This is a genomic window from Myxococcales bacterium (assembly GCA_016706225.1).
GTDB lineage: Bacteria > Myxococcota_A > Polyangia > Polyangiales > Polyangiaceae > JADJKB01.
Map to the genome: position 1 here is coordinate 81157 of JADJKB010000002.1, position 18980 is coordinate 100136.

General features: G+C 66.2%; 15 protein-coding genes and 1 pseudogene. 7 read left to right on the forward strand and 9 right to left on the reverse strand.

Going from position 1 to position 18980, the window contains the following annotated elements:
• Positions 1-33 precede the first annotated feature (33 nt).
• Positions 34-867, forward strand: coding sequence for a hypothetical protein (locus IPI67_00470; GenBank protein ID MBK7578653.1), 834 nt, complete (start codon positions 34-36; stop codon positions 865-867).
• Positions 868-893: 26 nt separating this feature from the next.
• On the opposite strand, the gene IPI67_00475 is transcribed toward IPI67_00470, so the two are convergent.
• The 6 genes from IPI67_00475 to IPI67_00500 form a co-directional block, all read right to left on the reverse strand.
• Entirely contained in the window at positions 894-1853 is a 960-nt protein-coding gene (locus IPI67_00475; protein MBK7578654.1) for an Rpn family recombination-promoting nuclease/putative transposase, read from the reverse strand.
• On the reverse strand, positions 1747-2100 hold the full coding sequence (locus IPI67_00480) for a hypothetical protein (GenBank protein ID MBK7578655.1): 354 nt from the start codon (positions 2098-2100) through the stop codon (positions 1747-1749). Before IPI67_00480 ends, IPI67_00475 begins: the two co-directional genes overlap by 107 nt.
• Before the next feature lie 319 nt (positions 2101-2419).
• Entirely contained in the window at positions 2420-2644 is a 225-nt protein-coding gene (locus IPI67_00485) for a hypothetical protein (GenBank protein MBK7578656.1), read from the reverse strand.
• 315 nt (positions 2645-2959) lie between these two features.
• The gene (locus IPI67_00490; GenBank protein MBK7578657.1) at positions 2960-3874 is read right to left on the reverse strand and encodes a hypothetical protein; all 915 of its coding nucleotides are present in this window, start codon (positions 3872-3874) and stop codon (positions 2960-2962) included.
• Complete coding sequence (locus tag IPI67_00495; protein MBK7578658.1) at positions 3874-5592, reverse strand: thiamine pyrophosphate-binding protein; 1719 nt, start codon at positions 5590-5592, stop codon at positions 3874-3876. The genes IPI67_00490 and IPI67_00495 overlap by 1 nt, the downstream gene beginning before the upstream one ends.
• A gap of 94 nt (positions 5593-5686) precedes the next feature.
• Positions 5687-6313: a DUF2378 family protein gene (locus IPI67_00500; GenBank protein ID MBK7578659.1), complete on the reverse strand. Its 627-nt coding sequence runs from the start codon at positions 6311-6313 to the stop codon at positions 5687-5689.
• A gap of 197 nt (positions 6314-6510) precedes the next feature.
• Between IPI67_00500 and IPI67_00505 the strand changes: the two genes are divergently transcribed.
• Positions 6511-7116 carry a hypothetical protein gene (locus IPI67_00505; GenBank protein MBK7578660.1) on the forward strand — a complete coding sequence of 202 codons (606 nt, stop codon included), beginning with the start codon at positions 6511-6513 and terminating at the stop codon, positions 7114-7116.
• 1834 nt (positions 7117-8950) lie between these two features.
• Positions 8951-9277, forward strand: a pseudogene (locus tag IPI67_00510) (transposase).
• 273 nt (positions 9278-9550) lie between these two features.
• Here IPI67_00510 and IPI67_00515 read toward each other — a convergent pair.
• Both IPI67_00515 and IPI67_00520 read right to left on the reverse strand, forming a co-directional pair.
• Complete coding sequence (locus IPI67_00515; protein MBK7578661.1) at positions 9551-10564, reverse strand: HAMP domain-containing histidine kinase; 1014 nt, start codon at positions 10562-10564, stop codon at positions 9551-9553.
• A gap of 1549 nt (positions 10565-12113) precedes the next feature.
• Positions 12114-13397, reverse strand: a complete 1284-nt coding sequence (locus IPI67_00520; GenBank protein MBK7578662.1) for a DUF853 family protein — start codon at positions 13395-13397, stop codon at positions 12114-12116.
• Here IPI67_00520 and IPI67_00525 point away from each other — a divergent pair.
• The 4 genes from IPI67_00525 to IPI67_00540 all read left to right on the forward strand — a co-directional run bounded on the left by IPI67_00525 (position 13374) and on the right by IPI67_00540 (position 17203).
• Entirely contained in the window at positions 13374-13787 is a 414-nt protein-coding gene (locus IPI67_00525) for a hypothetical protein (protein MBK7578663.1), read from the forward strand. The genes IPI67_00520 and IPI67_00525 overlap by 24 nt on opposite strands.
• Position 13788: 1 nt before the next feature.
• A complete protein-coding gene (locus IPI67_00530; protein MBK7578664.1) occupies positions 13789-14487 on the forward strand; it encodes a sigma 54-interacting transcriptional regulator in 699 nt (232 codons plus the stop codon).
• Positions 14488-14614: 127 nt separating this feature from the next.
• Positions 14615-14836, forward strand: a complete 222-nt coding sequence (locus IPI67_00535; protein MBK7578665.1) for a hypothetical protein — start codon at positions 14615-14617, stop codon at positions 14834-14836.
• Between the two features lie 291 nt (positions 14837-15127).
• Positions 15128-17203, forward strand: coding sequence for a S8/S53 family peptidase (locus IPI67_00540; protein ID MBK7578666.1), 2076 nt, complete (start codon positions 15128-15130; stop codon positions 17201-17203).
• Positions 17204-18283: 1080 nt separating this feature from the next.
• On the opposite strand, the gene IPI67_00545 is transcribed toward IPI67_00540, so the two are convergent.
• Positions 18284-18943, reverse strand: a complete 660-nt coding sequence (locus IPI67_00545; GenBank protein MBK7578667.1) for a hypothetical protein — start codon at positions 18941-18943, stop codon at positions 18284-18286.
• Between the last annotated feature and the right edge of the window lie 37 nt (positions 18944-18980).

Genomic DNA, 18980 nt, shown 5'->3' on the forward strand with positions numbered 1-18980 from the left:
GCAAGTCAACCAGAAACCCGCGATCCTGGGGGCATGCAGACGCAGCTCGGTCGATGCGCCGTACTCGCGTTTCTCGCCACAGCCCTGTGGGTTGCGACTGCGTCTGCGGAGTCGGGCACTCCTCCGCCGTGTTTCGCTCCGCGCTTCATCGAGATTTTTGCCGGTTCGGTCGAGTGCCCTGCTGCGCAATACGTCGTGCTGACTACCAGCAACCAGTACACGGCTCCGTATTCGGCCACGGTACGCGCCGCCGATCACTGCGGCGAATCCCAGAGCCTGTTCGCCAGCCTTCCGGGCGAGCTGGTCAAGGCCGGCGGTACCCTGCTCGTGGCCACGCCGGCCGCCGAGGCGCTCTTTGGTATCAAGGCCGATGTGGTCGCGACGGGCACGCTGTCTTCGCCGAACGGGCGCGTGATTTCGCAGTGTGACAGCTCGAGCTCGGAGACTATTTACGGCGACTATCCCGGCTTCATCTCCGGCACGCCAAAAGCGCCGGCGCTGCCACTCGGCAAGGCGCTGCGCTGGATCGGAACCGGCTGGGCTCTCGGCGAGCCGGAGCCCGTGGGCTCGAACGGCCTCGACGGCGCGGTGGGTTCATGTCCGATCGACGCGGGGATGCCCGACGCATCCTGGGGAGTCGGGGGTTATGTTGCGTGTCCATCTTCCGGCGGAAGCAGTCCCGGCGGCGGTGGGTCGAACGGATCGAGCGGATCGAGCGGTCCCAGCGACGCCGGCCCAACCACCACTCCTGGCGACGACGGCGGCTGCAATTGTCGCGTCACACCCCACAGCGAACGGGATCTCGGCCTCTTGGGTCTGCTGGCGGCGCTTGGCTCCGTGCTCCGCCGCGCCGCGCGCCGGCGTTGAACCAGACCGCTCGACCGCTCGCAGCGCTAGTCGGTCATCACGTCATCGAGCGTGGTCGCGGTGATGAAGCGTTCCACCCAGCGGTCGAGATCGGTCATGGGCGCGTTGAGGATGCGTGTCACCGCGGCGTCCGGCACTCCACCGAATCTCAACTCGAGGAGCTTGATCAGCACCTCGGCCTTGCCCTTCGCTTCGCCTTCGGCCTTGCCCTTCGCTTCGCCCTCGGCCTTGCCCTTCGCTTCGGCTTCGGCCCTCAAAATCTGCGCACCGGTCATGAACGCTTCCTCGCCTCTGGGCCCGAGCTGCCGGGTCAACTGTCGGACCTGCTCGGGGGTTGTCTCGCTGGCTTCGAGAATGTAGCGCAGTACTGCTCCGAGTGCCGCTACGCCGTTGGGAGCGGCGAGGGCGTCCTCGACCGTGCCGCGCCAGCGGGCGAGCTCGGTCAGGAGGTCACTGGAGCGACGTGCGCGGTCCAGACAGAACAGCGAGAGACGCCCCAGGGCCGTCATCGAGCGGCGGTGCAGGTCCTCGGATTCGGTGCGGGTCAGGTCGTCGTGCAGCGGCTGGAAGCTTGGAATGCACGTCTCCAGCGCGGCCGCTAGCGCCTCGTCGAGGTCGAGCAATTCCTGGAACGCGAGCGGCGCCGACCAGCCGCCTTCCGAGTGGCTGAGGAGCATCGGCACGACGGCAGGGAGCTTCTTCGCGTCGGGGTGCGTTTCGAGATAGCCCTCCCAGATGCGGAGCATGTAACCGAGCAGGCGCAACGGCATCCAGGCGTCGGCGGTGCTCTGGTGCTCGAGCAGCAAGTAGAGGTAGAGCTCGCGGTCATCGAGGCGCGCCGAGAACAGCACGTCCGAGCGCGTGTCGGCGAGCGCCGCGTCAACCACGCTCGTCGGCTCGACGCGGAGCGTGGACCAGTCGATGAGCGCGCTGACCTCCGCTGGCAGCAGCAGGCGGAGCGTCGTAGCACTGCGACTTGGCTTCACAGCAAACCGTGCCCGCGAAGCACTCGAAGGGATCGCTGGGATCTACGGTGCAGTAGAACTTCCCCGGTGGAAGCTCCCCACCGCTGTCGAGCTGCACATCGAAGATGGCGGCATCCATGCACAGATTCCCAGCGCACGCATCCTGGCCGCCCCCTTCCGAACCGGCGTCTGCGGCAGAAACGCCGTCGTCGTCAACGGCGCAGCTCAAGAAGCCGAGGGCGACCGCAGCGAGCACCCGCCGAGTCACTTCGAGCCCCCACTCGACATCGGGGCTGCACAAACGTCGTATACCGCAAGGTCGCCCTCCTCCACGTGCCGGTAGTAGAGCGTGCACTCAGCGCCACTGCCACAGGATGCGTTGTCCTGACATGCAGGACGCTCGTCCGCGAAGCAACCGGGAGCGAAACGCAACTCGTCGTTTGGCTTCAGCCAGACGCAGCCCTCCGCCAACTGACAGGTCTCGATGCGCTTGCCCCGACATGGTTCGTCGCGAGCGGTGTCGCCGCCGCACCCAACGGCCAGAGCACTAACCGCACCAGCCAGCACGAGCAAGCGGATGGCCTGCGTCAGAGAAAGAGCACCCAGCTCAAGGCCGAAGGCTCCAAGTCGCCCCACAGCGGATCGCAGCCCGTCAGACCGGTCGGCCATGACAACCAAATCTGGTAGTGCCCGGACGACGGAAAAGTGATGTCAAATCCCTCATTATTGTCGTCCAAGGTTTGCGAGCCGTAGACGTATTGGCCCGTCGTGACGTTGTAGAGGTAGAGGTCGAAGTCGGTGTAGACAGACACGGGCGCCGACGTGGCACCATTGGGGCACGAGTCCCACGCGAAGGTAGCACGGAGTCGTTGACCCGCGACCGCATTGAAGAACTCCTCCGTAACGCTTTGGCGAGGCCCCTCCACGTTCCGTACCGTTGGCGCAGCACACGCAGGGCGGCTCGAACGCTCACCTCTTCGTCGGGTGAGAGACGGTCCAGCGACACGAGGCCGGACGGATGGGGTCTGCGCGTCTTCCGCCAGACCTTCTGCTCGCGCAGGATTGGAATGGCCCGTAGTGTGGGCATGTGAGCGGCCTTTCGCCGCGCGCAAGTTCAAATTAGGACACTACCCCGAGGCGCGCGGACCAGTCGCGTGCGTGAGCACCGGCACCAGAAAGTAGATGAGGCAAAAGGCCGCCGCTGCGTCCGGCAGGAACCCCAGGTCGCGCATGAGCGCGCCGCAGAATCCGGCGGAGTTCACGCGTAGTCCTTTCTGCGTCGCTAGTACCTGGTCGATGCTCTTCGCGAGCGTCACGCTCGGACCGTCGCCGCGGCCGTGCCGAGCCATCGTCTCCAGCATCGGCGCGATCCGCTCGTCCCCGCGAAGGACCGGCCGACCCACACCCGGGATGCGTTCTCCGCGTGACAACGCGCCGCGTATCGCTGACTCGAGGGATTCGCCTCGTGCCACCGCTTGCTCGACACGCTCGAGGAACCGCATCATCCCCGCCGACGGCATGCCGGTCATCTGCTCCGTACAGAGGCTTGCGACGCCGGCTGTGACCGCCTCTGCAAGGCTCCCGCCGTTGGCCGATATGCGCCTGGCGACCGTGAGCGGCCAGATCCGCGGATCAGCAAGCTGCGCAAGCACGCCGATGTCGTCCAGAAGTTTGCCGTCGGATTCCGAGATCCCGACCCCTGCGACCGCCAACGCAGCCGCTTGCATGAAGGACTTCCGCCCGAGCAGCTCTCCGAACACCAGGCGTCCGCGGAGCTCGTGGTCCCCGATGTCGAGCCGCATTCTCGCTACCGGCGGCTGCTCCAAGAGTTCGGGCTCGAGCTCGGCCAGCACCGCGTGCGGACGCTGCGTCTCTTTCTCGAGCTTGGCGATGTGACCGCGGAGGCGGTTCAGTCGGTCGAGCGCCTCGTCGATGCTGACCGCGCCGCTCGAGGCGAGCGCGACCGTGAGCAGCATCGTTGGCCCCGCACCGCACCCCGCGGCGAGCCGGACGTTCTCGAGCAGCTTCTCATCGTCGAGCATCACGACACCTCCGCGCAGAAGTGTCGGATGCTCGCCGCACGAGTGCCGGGCGTGAGCGACTCGCTGGCGTCGATGCGCACGTCCAGAACGACCGGGAGGCGTGCCTTCACCAGCGCCCGCAGCGCGGGCGGGTCGAGATCTTCCGGCGTTGCAACCTTCGCGCCGACCGCGCCGATGGCCTGGGCTGTCGCGGCGTAGTCCGCAACCGCGTTCACGAAGCCGTCCGGCACGGCGCCATAAACGGTCCGGAATCCGTGCTCGACCATGTTCCAGCGGCCGTCGTTCATCACCGCGAAGACGACGGGCAGCTGCTGCTCGACGCACGTGAGCAGCTCCCCCAACATCATCGCGAAGCCGCCGTCCCCGCACACACAGACGACCTGCCTGTCAGGAAGCGCGAGCTGAATGCCGACGGCCGCGCCGATGCCGCTGCCCATCGAGCCGAACCCGAGAAAGTTGTGGAAGTCGCTCGGCCCATCCACCTGCAGGTAGTGCAGCGCGTACGCCAGGTGCTCGCCGATGTCGGAGACCCACACGGCGTTCGGGAACGCTTCGGCGAGCGCGCGGAGGGCGCGGGGCGGTTTTAGTGGCACGGCGTCCGAGTGTGCGAGCTCTGGGCACAGCTTCGAAAACCGGGGCTGAGTTCGCACGGGTCGAGCGACATCGCTCGGGAGGAACCCCACGGTGGTCTCCAGGGCGCGGGCCGCGTCACCCACGATCAGGTGGGTGAACGCCATGCTTCGCCCGAGCGTCCTCGCGTCGCGGTCGATCTGGAAGCTCACCCTCGTGCCGACCAGCGGCAGCGACCATCCGTTGGTGGCGAGGTCGTCGAGCCCGCTTCCGACGACGAGCGAGACGTCGGGCGGGCTCCGCAGGTACTCATCAACGCTTGGGTGTTGCCCGAGGCCAAGCACGCCCAAATAGAGCGGGTGGCGTTCCGGGAACACGCCTTTCGCGTGCGCAGTGACGGCAACGGGGATGCTGAGTCGCTCCGCGACATGGATAGCCTCCGCGCCGGCACGTCGCGCGCCATTGCCGAGGACCATGAGTGGTCTCGATGCTCGGGAGAGCTCGTGACCGAGCAGCCGGCAGGCAGACTCGTTCGCCTCATCGGGCGCTCGCGGCGGGCCCAGGTGGATCTCCGTTGCCAGCGCGACGGACGAACCGATGTCCAGCGGCACGGTGACGAACACCGGCCCCGGCGTCCCGACCGTGCTGGCCAGCAGCGCCTTCGACGCAACAGCTGGCGCGGACCCGGCCGTCGCGAGGCATCCGCACCACTGAGTGATCGGCCTAATCACGTCGTGCGCGCGCCAACCTACCGACGTCCCGTCCTGGAGGGCGCCGCGACCGTAAGCGCGCAACGGCACCTCGCCGCACACGAGTATCATGGGCACTTCCTCGGCATACGCCGACGCCACCGCCGTAAGCGTGTTGGTTACGCCTGGACCCGAGGTCGTGAGGACAACCGCGGGCGTGCCGGTGGCGCGCGCGAAGCCAAGCGCCGCGAAGGCGGCACCCGCCTCGTGGCGATTTGCGACGTAGCGCAGCCCGCGCACGCTTCGGAGCGCGTCGAAGAGCGGGCTCGCTGTCCCGCCCGGTATCCCGAATGCAACGGACACTCCCCGGTCCGCGAGCGTCTGCAGGAAAGAGTGCGCGCTGGTTGCACACTGGGTCTCGCCCGCGACCGCGGGCACACTGATGTCTTGATGCTCCATTGGCACTCCTCTCCCCGGTCCCGAAACTCGCCCGGGTGGCGGCGCGGGAGCACACGAGTTGCGGCCGCGATTCTACCCGTGGCGCAAAGCTGGGTTACGCCCAGCGGATCAGCAGGCGGCCGCGGTAGGGCCCGTCCAGCTCAGTAGTAACGACGGGCGAAACTCCACAGCGCACAAGTGTCCCTTCTACACCGCCGAGGTGGCAGTGCTCGATCCAGGTGTACTCGTCGCGATAGTGGAACGTGGCGCTACTCGTGCCGGTCGGCTCGACCCACCAGTCGCCGTAGTCGCACATCATTCCGCGGTTGTGCTCGAGCCATCTCAGCGCACCCATCGGCTCGTTTCCGCCCAGGTAGCGCATGAACCCGTCCGCTCGAATGAGTGGAGTGAGCCGGGGAGTGGAAGTCCACATCCGGCGCAGCCCCTCGCCTGGGTCGTCTGGCTGCAGCAGCGCCGCGGCGATGGCTTGCTCCCGAAGGAAGTCCCGCGTCGAGTACATCCTGAAGGACCACCGCGACCGCGCTCCCGACGCGGCGCGCCACACGGTGACCAAGTCCTTCGAGCGTTCTGCAAGCGCGTGTTCGGCGAGCTTGAAAAAAAGGCCGCGGATGTGCGCGCCGGACGGCGTGTCCGCGAGGCGTCTCTCGAGGCCGAGCTCGGCGAGCCCGCGCGCCAGGTCCACGGTCAACCCGGCATGGCGGCCTGCATTCACGGAACCCATGAGGACTCCAGTCCAGCTTTCGTCGCGCCCTTGCAACGGCTGTTCGTATAGGACCTTTAGCGGTGCACACACCCTACCACCTTGCGCACCGCAGAGAGCCCTGGTGTCCTTGTCGTGTGGCGGCGGGAAAGCGGCACGGTGGACGGCGGGGCGGACTCGCGTCGGGCGGGGCTCGCAGTCGCGCGCTGACGGCCGACGTGATCGAACAAGCGGCCGCCGAGATCCAGCACGTGGCGCGCGTCGGGACTCTCGAGATGGCGCTGAGCATCGGTGAAATCGTCTTCCGCCGCATATTCCACGGCGATGCCGAGTTGCTGCGCCTCAACGGGCCGAAGGAAGTGTCGTTCACGCAGCTAGCAGACCGTAGCGATCTCGGGATCAGCCGGGCGAACCTATGGCGGGCCGTGGGGATCTACGAGCTTTCGCTGCGTCATCCGCAGCTGCGCGAGAGCAAGCACCTCGGGGTCACTCACGTGCGGGCGGTCCTCGGCCTGCCGGCGCGCGACCAAGACAGGCTGCTAGCCAGGGCCGAACGGGAACGGCTCGGTGCGGCCGCGATAGAGACGGCTGCTGCGTGCGCGCGCAAAGGTCACGGCGGGCGGCCGCGGAAGCTCGAGGTGGTCCGAGCCCTGGACGCGCTGTACCGCGTCACGAAAATGCCAGTCGACGCCTTTTCTGATCAGCGTGCCGTCAAGAAGATAGCCGCCGAGGAGATCGACGTCTACATCGCCATGTTGGAGGATCTGGACGAGCGGCTCGGCGTGCTGCGCGCACTTTTGCGGGAGGCCGCCAACCGGACTTGAGCATCGCCGGGCGGCCCGTCGGGGACTTCCAAGGGTCGTGTTCGCCGCCGATGTCGAGTACACTCGACCCCACCGTCGGTGCCACCAGCCCGGTCGCCGATATTCTCTTTGTTGGCGCACGCCACGAGAGCGAACCAACGGCAACTAGAGCGCGAGGGTTACACTTCAACTCACTTTGCCTTCGGGGTCGGGGCCCACTGTTCTTCAGGGCCCACGCGGCGAGAATCGCCGAATCGCCGGACTCGCGTCTTTCCGCGATGCGTCCGTTCCTGCACGGCAACGCGCCGAACCGTGGCACAGAGGGCGACGCTGCAATCTTCGGTTGCAGCAGTTGCACAGTTGCAGCGTCTGATCGCCGAGCTCGTGCCGTTGCTGCCGCGTTACCCACCATCCCCGTCGCTGGCGTCACCCGTGTGGCCGGTGCAATCGGGGAACGAGAGCCCGGCCCCGTTCGGAGACGTGCACTTCCAGGTCCCGGTTGTGCAATCGCAAATCCACGGATAGGTCATCCCCGGCTTGTAGCCATCCGGGCATTGGAACAGCCAGTATCCTTCACAAACCGCCGCTACGACGCACGCCCCCTCTGGGGCCCGATCGCCTGGCTGGATCACCTCGCACTGCGGGTCCTTCACCGAAGAATCGGCCGCGGCATCACCGACGCTCGTACCTCCAGATCCCCCGGACGCGGAGCCGCCACCCGTACCCGAGGAGTCGCCACCATCGTCAGCGCCGCAGCCGCAGGCGCACGCTGCGACGATAGCCGCCAAGATTGCCGCAGCCTGACGACGAGTCAACGCTACTGCTCCGATGCCAGTGTGTATGCGAGATCAGAGCCCCGGTTGGGTTCCGTCCGCGCGTCAGATGCCCAGACGTTTCCCGTAAGGGGCGACTTCCACGCTGCCACCGGGACCAACATCAGCAAAGAGTGGACCCCGGCAGCCGTCAGCGAGCTGTACAGGTTGTTTCCTTCGCTGTTGCAGATGGTGTCGCAGCTCCCAGCGGGGGAGCAGTTCCACCAACCGTAGTCGTTAACCGTTTCCACGATCACCCCCGACGAGCTTTGTGCGCGCGCTTGCGTCGGGCTGGACAGTACGCTTGCGACCACACCAAATGGTAGCACGAATCCCCATGCCACCAATCTGGATGCCCTGGATGGGGATCGCCTGAGGGCAGCGGAACAGACCCGCGAGAGCAGCGTGGTGGTCCTGAAGCGAAACGCCAACATGTCCAACATCCTTCCGTGCGCAGGCCTGCGACCCGAAGCCGGAGCCCATCTTCTCAACCGTCTTCGCCTCGGCAACCGTTTTCGTTGCAGCCAAGAGATCTGCCCCGCATCTTCGATGAAGAACGCCGTCAAGCCTGATCCAGCGTCGATAACCGAACAGATTCGAACTCGAACTTGCTCGGGTCGCCATTGAATTAGCGTCGGCGTACCCGCACTGAAACAAGTCCGGCGCGCGGGTCCGTTTCCGCTCCACGTGGAGTACGCGCTGCAGCTCGCGCCCAGCATCGGTGCGTCGTCGAAGCGCAGCGGGCACGGCGGGCGTCCGCACAAGCTCGAGATTCTGAAGGCGCTCGACGTTCTCAGGCGCGTGACCGCGATGCCAATGTCGACGTTCGAGGACGAGCGAACGTCGGCCAAGCCGGAGCCTCGACCCCCAGCTCGGTGAGCAGGAGCTGCCGGAGCTGTGCTTTGACGAGCCGGGGCTGGCTGCGTGTTACGCGGCCGCTGCGCAGGGCATTGGCGTGAGCGGTGAGCGCGCAGGCAAGCCGCCCTTGCGGTTGGTCGTGCCGGCGGAGTTGCCCGAGCGCTCGCGTGCCGCGGACGCGACGGATGCGCCCATCGCGGAGGTGCGCGGCATCAACTTGCATGCGGCGCAGGTCGTCGACGGCCGAGATAGCCGACAGTGGAGCGGCTCGGTACCCCGTCGGCCCGTCGGGTATCGCGAAGCGCGTCAAGTACATCACGCGCCCACCGATCGCGCAGGACCGCCTCGAGCGCCGGCAGGACGGCAGGCTCGAGCTCATCTTCAAGAAGGTGTGGCGGGACGGCACCCGCGCGCTGGTGCTCGAGCCCCACGACCTGATTGCGCGGTTGGTGGCGGCCGTGCCGCCTCCACGCTTTCACATGCTCCGGTATTTCGGGGTGCTCTCGAGCCACTCATCGCGCCGGTCCCTCGTCGTGCCCAAGCCGCCCGTGGATGCGGCCTGTCACAAGCCACCTCCGGCTCGAGGCGATCAGCTCGAGCTGCTCGGCGAGAAGGACGATGCGCCGGTCGGGCGGAAGCGGTGGACGTGGTTGCTGGCGCACGTCCCCCGTCGGCCGGGCGGGGACGGCGAACGCTTTTCAAGTGGGCGGTTGACAGCTCGAACACGGATTCAGGGAAAAAGAAGCCCAGCCGGCCGTTTCCGGCGGAAACGGTCGCCCTGGCGGTCAGTTCGGCTCTGGCCCGACCGAGGGCTCGCCAACCAGTGGCAGGAACGCCCGGACGGTCGTTCCGACGCCGGGGTCCGACTCGATGACGAGCTCGCCGCCGGCGCGCCGCACGCGCGCCGAGACGAGCGTGAGGCCGAGCCCGAGCCGGCCCCTTCCGCTGGTCGTGAAGAAGGGATCGGCGGCGTACGAGCGCTCATCCTCGTCCATACCCATACCGTCGTCCTGCACTTCGAGCACCGCGGCCCCTTCCGTGACGTTCACCCGAACCGACACCATCCGGCCGGGGCCACCGCGAGCCGCCACGGACTGCACCGCGTTCTCGACGAGGCTTGCGACGAGCATCACCAATTGCCACCTCGGCATGCCGACACGGCAAGGGCGGTCGACGACGTTCACTTCGAGCCCAGCCACGGGGCGTACGCCGGGAGCGAGCTCGCGCGCCACATCGCGCGCGATCCGTGAGAGGTCCACGACCTCGTCGGTTGGCTCCGTGCTGACAAGCTCCTTCATTTTCTCGATGACCCGCGCAGCGCCAGCGACGGTTTCGGCGATCGCGCTCGCCCGCTGGGCGGGTCCGCCGTTTCTTCCAAGCTCTTCGACGAGCCCCTTGCTCTCGTCGGAAGCCCGCGAGAGTGGCACCAGCAGCTCTTCGCCCAGCGCTGCCGACAGCAGCTCGAGGGCGGCGGTGTCGTCCTTGCGGATGAGGTCGATCAGGAAAAGGTCGCGATGCATCCGGGCGCGCGCTCGCGCGTTCGTCCGCAGGAGCGACTTCTCGAAGCCCCCGCGGAGCGCTTCGGACCCAACGACCACCTCATCGGCGCCGTAGGCGATGGCGCGCTGCCCCTCCTCTTCACTGCGTACGACGGCGAGAACCGCGCCGTCGGCTAGGAGGCCGGTGATGACCGCGCCAGGCCGGTCGGGGTCACCGGTGACGTGGCGGAAGCGCTCGTCGCGTTCCGCGGGGAGGTCGCGCTCGTCAATGAGCCACAGCACGGTGATCGTTCCGCTCATGAACAGCTCATCATACCGGAAGCGTTGCGGACCAGCCAGGCGCGCAACCGGTCGACAGGCTGATCCCGGAGTTCCAACCCATCGCGGGGGGTGCGATACGACCCTTCCGTTGACGAATCCAGAATGAAACTCCGCCTCCCACCGCCCATGGTCAAGTTTCGCGAGGGGGCGCCGCTATCTCCATCGGCGTACTCGCCCAGGGCGCGCCCTCTACGCCGCGTGGATCACGCCCGGGCACACGGACCGGGGCGGCGGGAAGGCCAGTGCGTCCCATGTCGGCCGGCTACCCCGGCAAGGGCACAGGGGGCCAACGCAATTCAACCGCAAACCCCGCCATCGTCGAATCGCAGCGTGCCCTCTGAATACTTGACCGGGTAGCAAGTCGACAGATTGTCCCAGCAGAACTGGAGGGGCTCGCAGACGATATGCATGGGAGCACCCTGAACCACGCCGGAGCAGCCGTGACTGTCTCGCTCCCGAATCTCGACGGCGAGCCCTTCTTGGAGATTCGGGAACGAGCAGGTGGCGTACTCATGTTGGCACGCTGCGCAGGCTCCCAAGTCCGCTTCGCTCGACGCCGAACATGAGGAAGCGAACGGGAGGAGAAGCATCGTGAGCGCAACTATCGCTCGAAAGACCAACATTCGGCGGCCCCCTGCTGACAGGTGCTCCACTTCCCGGTCGTGTCGGTCGAGAACTTCATCCCACCGCCCGCTACCGCAGTCCATGCGGTCCCCGCAACCTGTTTGCCTTCGTCGATGGTCCGGGGCGACCCCTTTTAGTGAGGGTGGCAGTACTACCTGAATCGTAGCGGCCTTCGGCACCGGTCCGGACAACTGAAACACCAACTCGCGCAAGATTGGCCCGTCCGAACCGGTTCCCGCTACGCATTCGCCAGCCAGAAACAGACACTTTGCTTCGCTCTTGCCCAAACTGCCCAACACCCCACTCGCGACCAAGCTCCTCGCCTCTACGGGCTCGCTAAATTCCACACGGACCTGGTTCGACTTCGAGTCGGTGCCGGGCGTGTTCGGGTGGTCACGCACCGTCACCTTCACCGGTATGTCCGCGCTCCAAGTGCCATTGGTCGGGCACGTTACCGCACTTGCTTCCTGGGATTCGAACAGAAGCCCCAAGCAAAAGGTAAGCGCGCAGGCAGTCGTTGCAGCCCCACGTCTCTCAATATCGAATGCCATCGTTCGGCCTCCTCGCACGCAAAACAACCGCCGCGGCTCGCTCGCGATCACATGAATCCGGAACTGGAGTTCCCGCACTCTTGGCGACTGAGCGTTGCACCATTGGACCTTCGCCTGTTCGAAGGACGATACGTAGTGGCGCGCGTTCACTGCAAACCGCTCCAACCCGGCGGGGATTTATTGAAAGGTCGGCGGATTACGTTTGTGAAACTCCCCCTCGAGTGTCGCGCCAGCCCGGCCAATGTTGGGTGGCCGGTGCGGGATTGGGACGCTCACCAACGGCTCCGTCGGCCGGAACCCTGCCTCTCGTTCGCTGCACCTCATCTCGAGCGCTCGCCGCAGCTCGCTTCGCGTCATCGGACCGCGCATCCACGACATCGCCCAGCGCGGTTGGAGCAGGGCGACGCCATTGTTCGCGTGGACGCTTGGACGTCCCGGATCACGAACCAGCGCGGGGCGAGCTTCTTCACGATCTCGTCGAGCTCGCGAGCGCCTGCTCCGTTGTCTGCCATTCCCTCGATCACGCGGGCGCGGTCGGCGTTGGTCTGAAGACGACCGATGCACCATACGCCTGCATTGCCGAGGGCGCGGTAGTCGAGGTCCATGGGGTTCTGCGTGGCGACGACGACGCCGATCCCGAACGCACGGGCCTGCTTCATCAGTGACACCAGCGGGCGCTTGGTAGGCGGGTTGGCCGGGTGCGGAGGGAGAAAGCCGTAGACCTCGTCGAACATCACGAGCGCCCGCAGGCGCTGGCTGCCCGGTAGCGATCGTGTCCAGGCCAGCAGCTCCTCGAACACGACGCCGAGCACCAGCGCGCGCTCCTCGTCGTCGAGGTGAGCGACGCTCAAGATCACCGCCGACGTCCGTCCGTCCGTCGTTGGGGACAACCAGCTCGCCACGTCTATTCCGGCCCCGGACCGCCAGCTCTCGAACGTCGGGGAGGCAACCAGGCCGTTCAGGGCGGCGGCGAGCGCAGCGCGCTCCTTCTTGGGCATGAAGGCGTCCACCTTCAATGCTCCGACCGACTCGACGGGAGGCTTCGCCAAGTCCGACAGCAGTGCCGCCAACGTGGCTCCCTCCCCTGCGTGGAGGCGCCGCTCAGCGAGCACGGACAAGAGCACGTGATCGCGGCTCCGCGCCGGATCGGGATCGCGTCCCACCAGACGCAGCACCAGTGACACCGCCGCCGCGAGCGCCGTGCGTGCGGCCTCGGGATCGGTGTCCCAGCGCGGCGACCGCCGCTCTAGCGACGACAGTACGTGGAGTGGTTCGCCTGCTGTCGACCCGGGCGTGATGACCCGTACCGCAACGCGCTGGTGGAACGCGCGCAGATCCCTCTCGCCGATGCCCCACGCGGACAGGGCGTCGCGCCGCTGATTGGCGATGGACTCAGCCACTTCCCGGGGCGTGCGGTCATCGCCCGGCTCGGTCACGGCAGGGGCCCAGGGCTCCAGATGCGCCGGGTCGAAAGACGGAAACGCGAGCAGCAGATCGGGCACGTCGCCCTTCACGTCGATCATCAACACGGGCACGCCGGCGCGCAACGCCTCCTCCGCGGTGACGATCACCAGACCGGTCTTGCCGCTCCCGGTCATTCCAACGATCACGCCGTGCGTGACCAGGTGCTCGCGCATTCCAAAACGTCATCGCTCGCGCTGCTCCGGGCGGTCGTATGGGACGAGGCAACGGAGGTCATGCACATGCTCCGACTGCCCCGTCCGGCGCTCGTCGCGTCGGGAACCGAGGCGGCGTTTACGCTCCCCATCATCTTGACACTTGGTGGCTCCGCCGTGGACATCACCACGCCGGCGACGTGCGCCCCGGCCTCGCGGGCGGCGAGCTGCGTTGCCAGCTTCGACGTTGCGCGTCTGCGGCGCGGGCTGCTACACCCGGGGGCGCTACAATCCGTCCCAGCGTCCCGGATCGAAGGTGGGCTCTGCATCCCGGGCTCCGGGGACGCGCTGAGCTGGGAGGCCATCGAAGCTTCCTTGAACGCCCGCGCCCGACCGCGAGGTTCCGGTTGACGTGCGCGTCGTCGCGGCGACGAGCCGTGATCTGGACGATCTGACTCGCGCTGAGCGCTTCCGGTTCGATCTGTATCACCGGATCGCACAGCTCGCGGTGCGCGTCCCGCCGCTGCGCGAGCGCCCGGCGGACGTCGACTGGCTGGCCGAGGATCTGCTAAAGGCGCACGCACCGGGTCGGCAGCTGACCGATGGTGCAAGAGCAGCCCTGGCCGCGCACGGTTGGCCGGGCAACGTACGAGAGCTGAAGAACACAATCGAGCGGGCCATCGCACTGTCCGGCGCCACCGGCCCGCTCGAGGCCGGCGATCTGATGCTTCGAGCTGGGACCTCGGCGTCCAAGGCGCCGCCGCGGAATGCAGCGCGACTGTCCTTCTCGGGCGCCGTGCGAGCGCTTGCGCGACGGGCGCTTCACGAGGCCGCAATGCCGAAGTCTGACGACCATTCTGCGAAGCTTGCCCGTGCGGAGCAGCGGGCGGCCTTCCTGTATCTGCGACTGGAGGAGCCGCTCGCGGCGTGGCCGCAAGGTCTGATACGGCAGTTCCAGCGACTGTTCGGCCCGCTATGGACGACCACCGAAGGTGGGCGGGGCCTGGCGGAGCTCATGGTCACGCTGGGGCTGAACCCGGTGGACACCCGGGATCGCGCGGAGATGTCGGAGTGCCTGGACCGAGCCGGCGTTTCTGGAGGCGGGGGGTAGTGCAGCCGAGGTTGGTGTCCCGTTCGGTGGTCCTTGGATCCGCACGCCCCGTGCTCGTCGTGTGGTGGCGCGCGGCGGAGCGGGTGATGGGGTGGCAAGAGGGGGTCGAGCTGGAGGAGGTCTAGATGTGAAGCAGAGGGTGGGTCGGACGGGCTCCATCTCGCCAAAGGACGTTTGGGGTGTAGTGCGCGCGAGCGCGGAGAAGCGCTTGGGGCGGGAGTTACTGTTGGCGTATCTCGTTCTGCTGGTCGTCGGCCTGGTGATCGTGCTGGCAAGTGTGCTGTGGGCCGCGGCCGGCTCCTGCGTCTGGCGAGGAGAGGGCGCCGGCGTCAGCGGCCGCGGGGCGTGAGATGGGGCGGCCGGGCATAGCAGCCCAGAAATCGCCGGGCTTTCGCGGCACGCGCGACCGACGTGCTGTGCCGCGCGATCACGATCTCAGGACTTGGTTTCGTGGTCGTTCGCGGCGGCAAGCCGCCCTGTTGAGCTCGCCTCGTAGCCACGTCTCTTGACCGAACCGCTTGCGAGAATCACTGACGGGCGGTCTGCTGTGACCCGATATTCGTGGCGCGTGCCACCGCCGACTCAGTGGAGCTTGGCAGTTCGATTACTGCGGCTCCCGGCGACTCCGAAGGAGAACTTTATGCAGATCGAGGGCCAGCGGCACCAGAATCAAGCACGAATCGCAATGATCCTCACGGTATCGCTCTGTTCAATCGCGTGCGGTGAGCGAGTCGATGGCGGCCCGCTCAGAGGCTCGCGTGCAGAACTCGAAGCCACCTGCAAAGGCCCCGCCCTGCTGACGACTCCCCACGTGTTCGAGAATATCAACCGAACGGTCGTAATCCAGACCTGCAATTCTGTAGACGGTGTTTCTCGCTTCGCAGTCACCGACGAAACGGGGTCGACGGCGGATTTCGAGGAGCTAGAGCGGCTTGATGCACTCGCGTTTCACAACGTCAACGCGAGCATGCGTGGCGCCCTACGCGCCGCGCTGGATTCCGACTCAGGTCGGGAGATCAAAGTCCAGATTTGGTTCCGCCCCGATGTGATCGATGACGTTCCGAAAGAGGAGACTGTCGGAGAAGGGCTTGAAGCCCAAGAACAAGCGAAGCGGGAATCGAAGGTGTTCGCGAAGGCGAATGACGTGCTTGACCGGCTCGGAAAGATCCCTGGCTTGGAGCTGCTGTCGGGCACCGCCGGTTTCTCTGAGTATGGGCCGCCAGTCATCTTGGCTCGAGGCAGTCGAAACGCGCTGGACCAGGCCGGCATGGCTGACGAAGTCTGGGAGATCGTTCCCGTCGAGGAGACTTGGAAGCCGGGCACGACCAACTACTTCTTCACAACCAATGACGTTTGGTTGGACTACGCAGGACACGACGGGACCGGACAGACCGTCGCGATACTTGAGTTCGTTCGCCCAGACAGTTCGCTGAACCTCCCGGGCTGGCCGTCCGGCTCGTGTGCCCCGGATTCTGGCTTTGGAACCTCCCGCCTTTGCCACTGCCCCGGCGGGGCGCGGGGTTCCCACGCCCGGCAGATGATGGGAATCGTGCGCGCCTCGAGCGGAGCGCTTTGGTTTGAAGGGATGGCGGACGAGGTCAGCACGATCGCTGCAAACACGGACGGCGGATGCACAACCAATGGGCCCGATGCGTTCTCAAGTGCGCTCAATTGGGCGACATCGAACGGCGCTCGGGTGATCAGCTGTAGTGACCAAATGGGTCCCGATCCGCTGGTGGACGCTTTTCAATCATCACGTGATCGACTCTACGACTACAAAGCCTCCGTGTCCCCGTATCCGTTCATTGCTGTCATCGCCGGCAATGCCAACGCAGGCTCCAAGGTGATGAGCCGTCCGCGCAACGGAGTAAGCGTGGGTTCCGCGCAGGAAAACTCCGGCAGTGATCGCAACAGCGTGGTCATGGCGGCCCACTCGAGCGATTTGAACCCCAACGGCGCCACTGGCTTCGAAGTCCCGCATCTCGTGGCCATTGGCTCAAACGTAGACTCTGCTGGAAAAGCATTGAATAGCACTGACACCGGGCTGACCGGCACAAGTGTGGCAGCCCCGCAGGTGGCTGGGGTTGTTGCCGGTCTCCACGAGTTCAACCCAACGCTGAAGTCCTGGCCGGAAGTGGTCATCCCAGGATTGTTGGCGTCCGGCGACGAGGATGTCGACGGAACACCGCTCAACTTACATGACGGTGTTGACGATTCCGATGGCGCGGGCCTCTTGAACGCATCGCTGGCTGCCGGGGTGCTCGGGGCTGGCTCAAAAAGGGATGGTAACAATCCAGCTGCTGTCCAGGGTCATGACTTCGGAAGTATGTGGGAAGTCACCACACCCACGTATACAGTGTATTCGGAGAAGTGGAACGCGAGCGTTGCGCCGGGCAAGGTTCTTCGAGCGGCTGCATTTTTCCAGTCTCGGCCGACGTGCCCAGCAAACCCGGGGTGTTCGTCGCCTGGGGGGTTCAGCGGCTGCACGGCCTCACAGGTCTGCTCGGCGAACCCTTTCGTCATCTTTTCGCTGCAGGTCTACGATGGGACGACGTTGGTCGCCGCGTCGAACAGCACCAGCAACAACTATCAGTTCGTTCGAGTGCCGAACAACGGTGGCGGCGTGAAGACCTACAACATCCGTCTGATCCCGCTCAACTATAGCGGCCTGCCAGGCACCACTTGGGGAGTCGCCTGGGCGGAGGCTGACGAATGACCGCGCGGCGCAGACTAGTCGCATGGGCCCTCGTCATCCCCCTGGCCTACGTCGGCGCATGCGGTTCAACCACGAAGGACGCGGACGAATGGGGTCAGCTTGACGGCTTTGAAGACCGCTTCCCGCCGGTGTGCCCGGCACTCAGCGAGGTTGTGCAGTTCGTCTATGAGAACAAAACATGTGACGTAGACTCGGACTGCGAGCACGCCGGTGCGTGCTTCAGTGTAAGAGAGCACTGCGGTGGTGGCTTCTATCTGAACACTAGCTACTCTTCCGCTCAGTTTGACGTATTACAAGCAGGCGCGGCCAGCTGCCCGCTGATTGCGCCCTGCTGCGGGACGCTGCCGGTGCAGCCAGCCTGCGTGCACGGACAGTGCGTGGGGACGCCGTTTGCCCCCAACGCGGTCGAGTCCTGCCTCCAGCAAGTCGGAGACAGCTCCCCGTGCGCATTGTGCGTTTGCGGGGAGGGACCTGCCAGCACCTCCGGATGCGCAACCGACCCGGCCTGTGCTCCAATATTCCGGTGCGCGCGGCAAGCGGGATGCTATGGCACACTTGGTTGCGATCTCGTCGCGAAAGCATTTCCATGCCGCGACGAAGTGAACGCTGCCGGCGGACCCAAGTCCGCTGCGGCGACCATCTATCGCGAGTCGAACGCCCAGGCAGCGTGGGTAGGTTGCGATGTCGCGTGCCGGAAGTGATCGGGGGCTCACTTTACTCGCCCTGTCCAGCGTCGCGGAGCTCGCATGCAGTTCGTAAGTGCTCTGCGCGCCCCGTCTTGAAATCGTGCCGCCGCGGAATCGGGGCTGGTTTCAGCGCTTCATCTGCTGTGGCGCCATCGAAGCTCGCGTCGGCGACGCGGTTCAGCCCGCGGTGGACGCGGCCTGGAAACACGTTGGTCGTGCCGACGTCAAGCATACGGACGGTACGGCGAGCGCCGCACCCCTCGGTTGGCCGCGCGTTGCAGTTGCGGCAAGAGAGGCCTACGGGGCCGGGGAGAGTCGCGAGACACCCCAAGCGCAAAAAAGCCGCGAAGCTCTCGCTCCGCGGCCCTTCCGCATTGTCGCTGCGACGGACTGATCAGTCGGTCGAAGCGTCCGAGCCACCCTCGGTCGAGGCGTCCGTGCCGCCGTCCGTGCCGCCGCCGTCCGAGGTCATCGGCGTGCAGGTCTGCGGCGCGTCGGTCAGGCCGGTCGCGTCGATGCAGCCGAAGTCCGGGCCGCCGGAGCTGGTGATGTTCACCTTGTAACCACACTTGCTGGTGGCGTGGTTGCAGCAGCCGTCGAAGGCCGCCGGTCCGCTGTCGAGGGGGTTGGTGAAGAGGAGCTGCGGGCAGGTCGAGTCGTCGTTGCCCTTCTGGCCGATCTCGTAGCAGCCGGCCGCGACGCCGATGAGAATACCGACGTTGGAACTCACGTCGCTGCCGCACTTGTCGTTCTTGGAGCAGCACGGGGGGAGGGCGATGAGGCCGCCGACCTTGTAGGTCTCACAGGCTGTGCCGCCGCAGGTGGTGGCGCCACCGCTGCCAGCCGCGCCGCCCGTTGCGGTTCCTGCCGAGCCGCCGGTTGCGCTCCCCGCTGCACCGCCGGTCGAACCGCCGCTGCCGCCGGTCGAGCCGCCGCTGCCGCCAGTGGCCTTCGTGCCACCGCCGCCGCTGTCGTCGTCGCCGCAGGCGGGGACGCTCAGCACGAGCAGGCCGAGCAGACTGATACCGAAAGTAAGCTTCAACGAACCACGCATGATCACACCTCTTTAGAAATCTGGCGGCGGACTAAAG

Excerpts from the sequence above, each read along its gene's own strand:
- IPI67_00470 (MBK7578653.1), top strand. The coding sequence starts at position 34 with ATGCAGACGCAGCTCGGTCGATGCGCCGTACTCGCGTTTCTCGCCACA.
- IPI67_00490 (MBK7578657.1), bottom strand. The coding sequence starts at position 3,874 with ATGCTCGACGATGAGAAGCTGCTCGAGAACGTCCGGCTCGCCGCGGGG.
- IPI67_00495 (MBK7578658.1), bottom strand. The coding sequence starts at position 5,592 with ATGGAGCATCAAGACATCAGTGTGCCCGCGGTCGCGGGCGAGACCCAG.
- IPI67_00500 (MBK7578659.1), bottom strand. The coding sequence starts at position 6,313 with ATGGGTTCCGTGAATGCAGGCCGCCATGCCGGGTTGACCGTGGACCTG.
- IPI67_00515 (MBK7578661.1), bottom strand. The coding sequence starts at position 10,564 with ATGAGCGGAACGATCACCGTGCTGTGGCTCATTGACGAGCGCGACCTC.
- IPI67_00520 (MBK7578662.1), bottom strand. The coding sequence starts at position 13,397 with ATGCGCGAGCACCTGGTCACGCACGGCGTGATCGTTGGAATGACCGGG.
- IPI67_00540 (MBK7578666.1), top strand. The coding sequence starts at position 15,128 with ATGCAGATCGAGGGCCAGCGGCACCAGAATCAAGCACGAATCGCAATG.
- IPI67_00545 (MBK7578667.1), bottom strand. The coding sequence starts at position 18,943 with ATGCGTGGTTCGTTGAAGCTTACTTTCGGTATCAGTCTGCTCGGCCTG.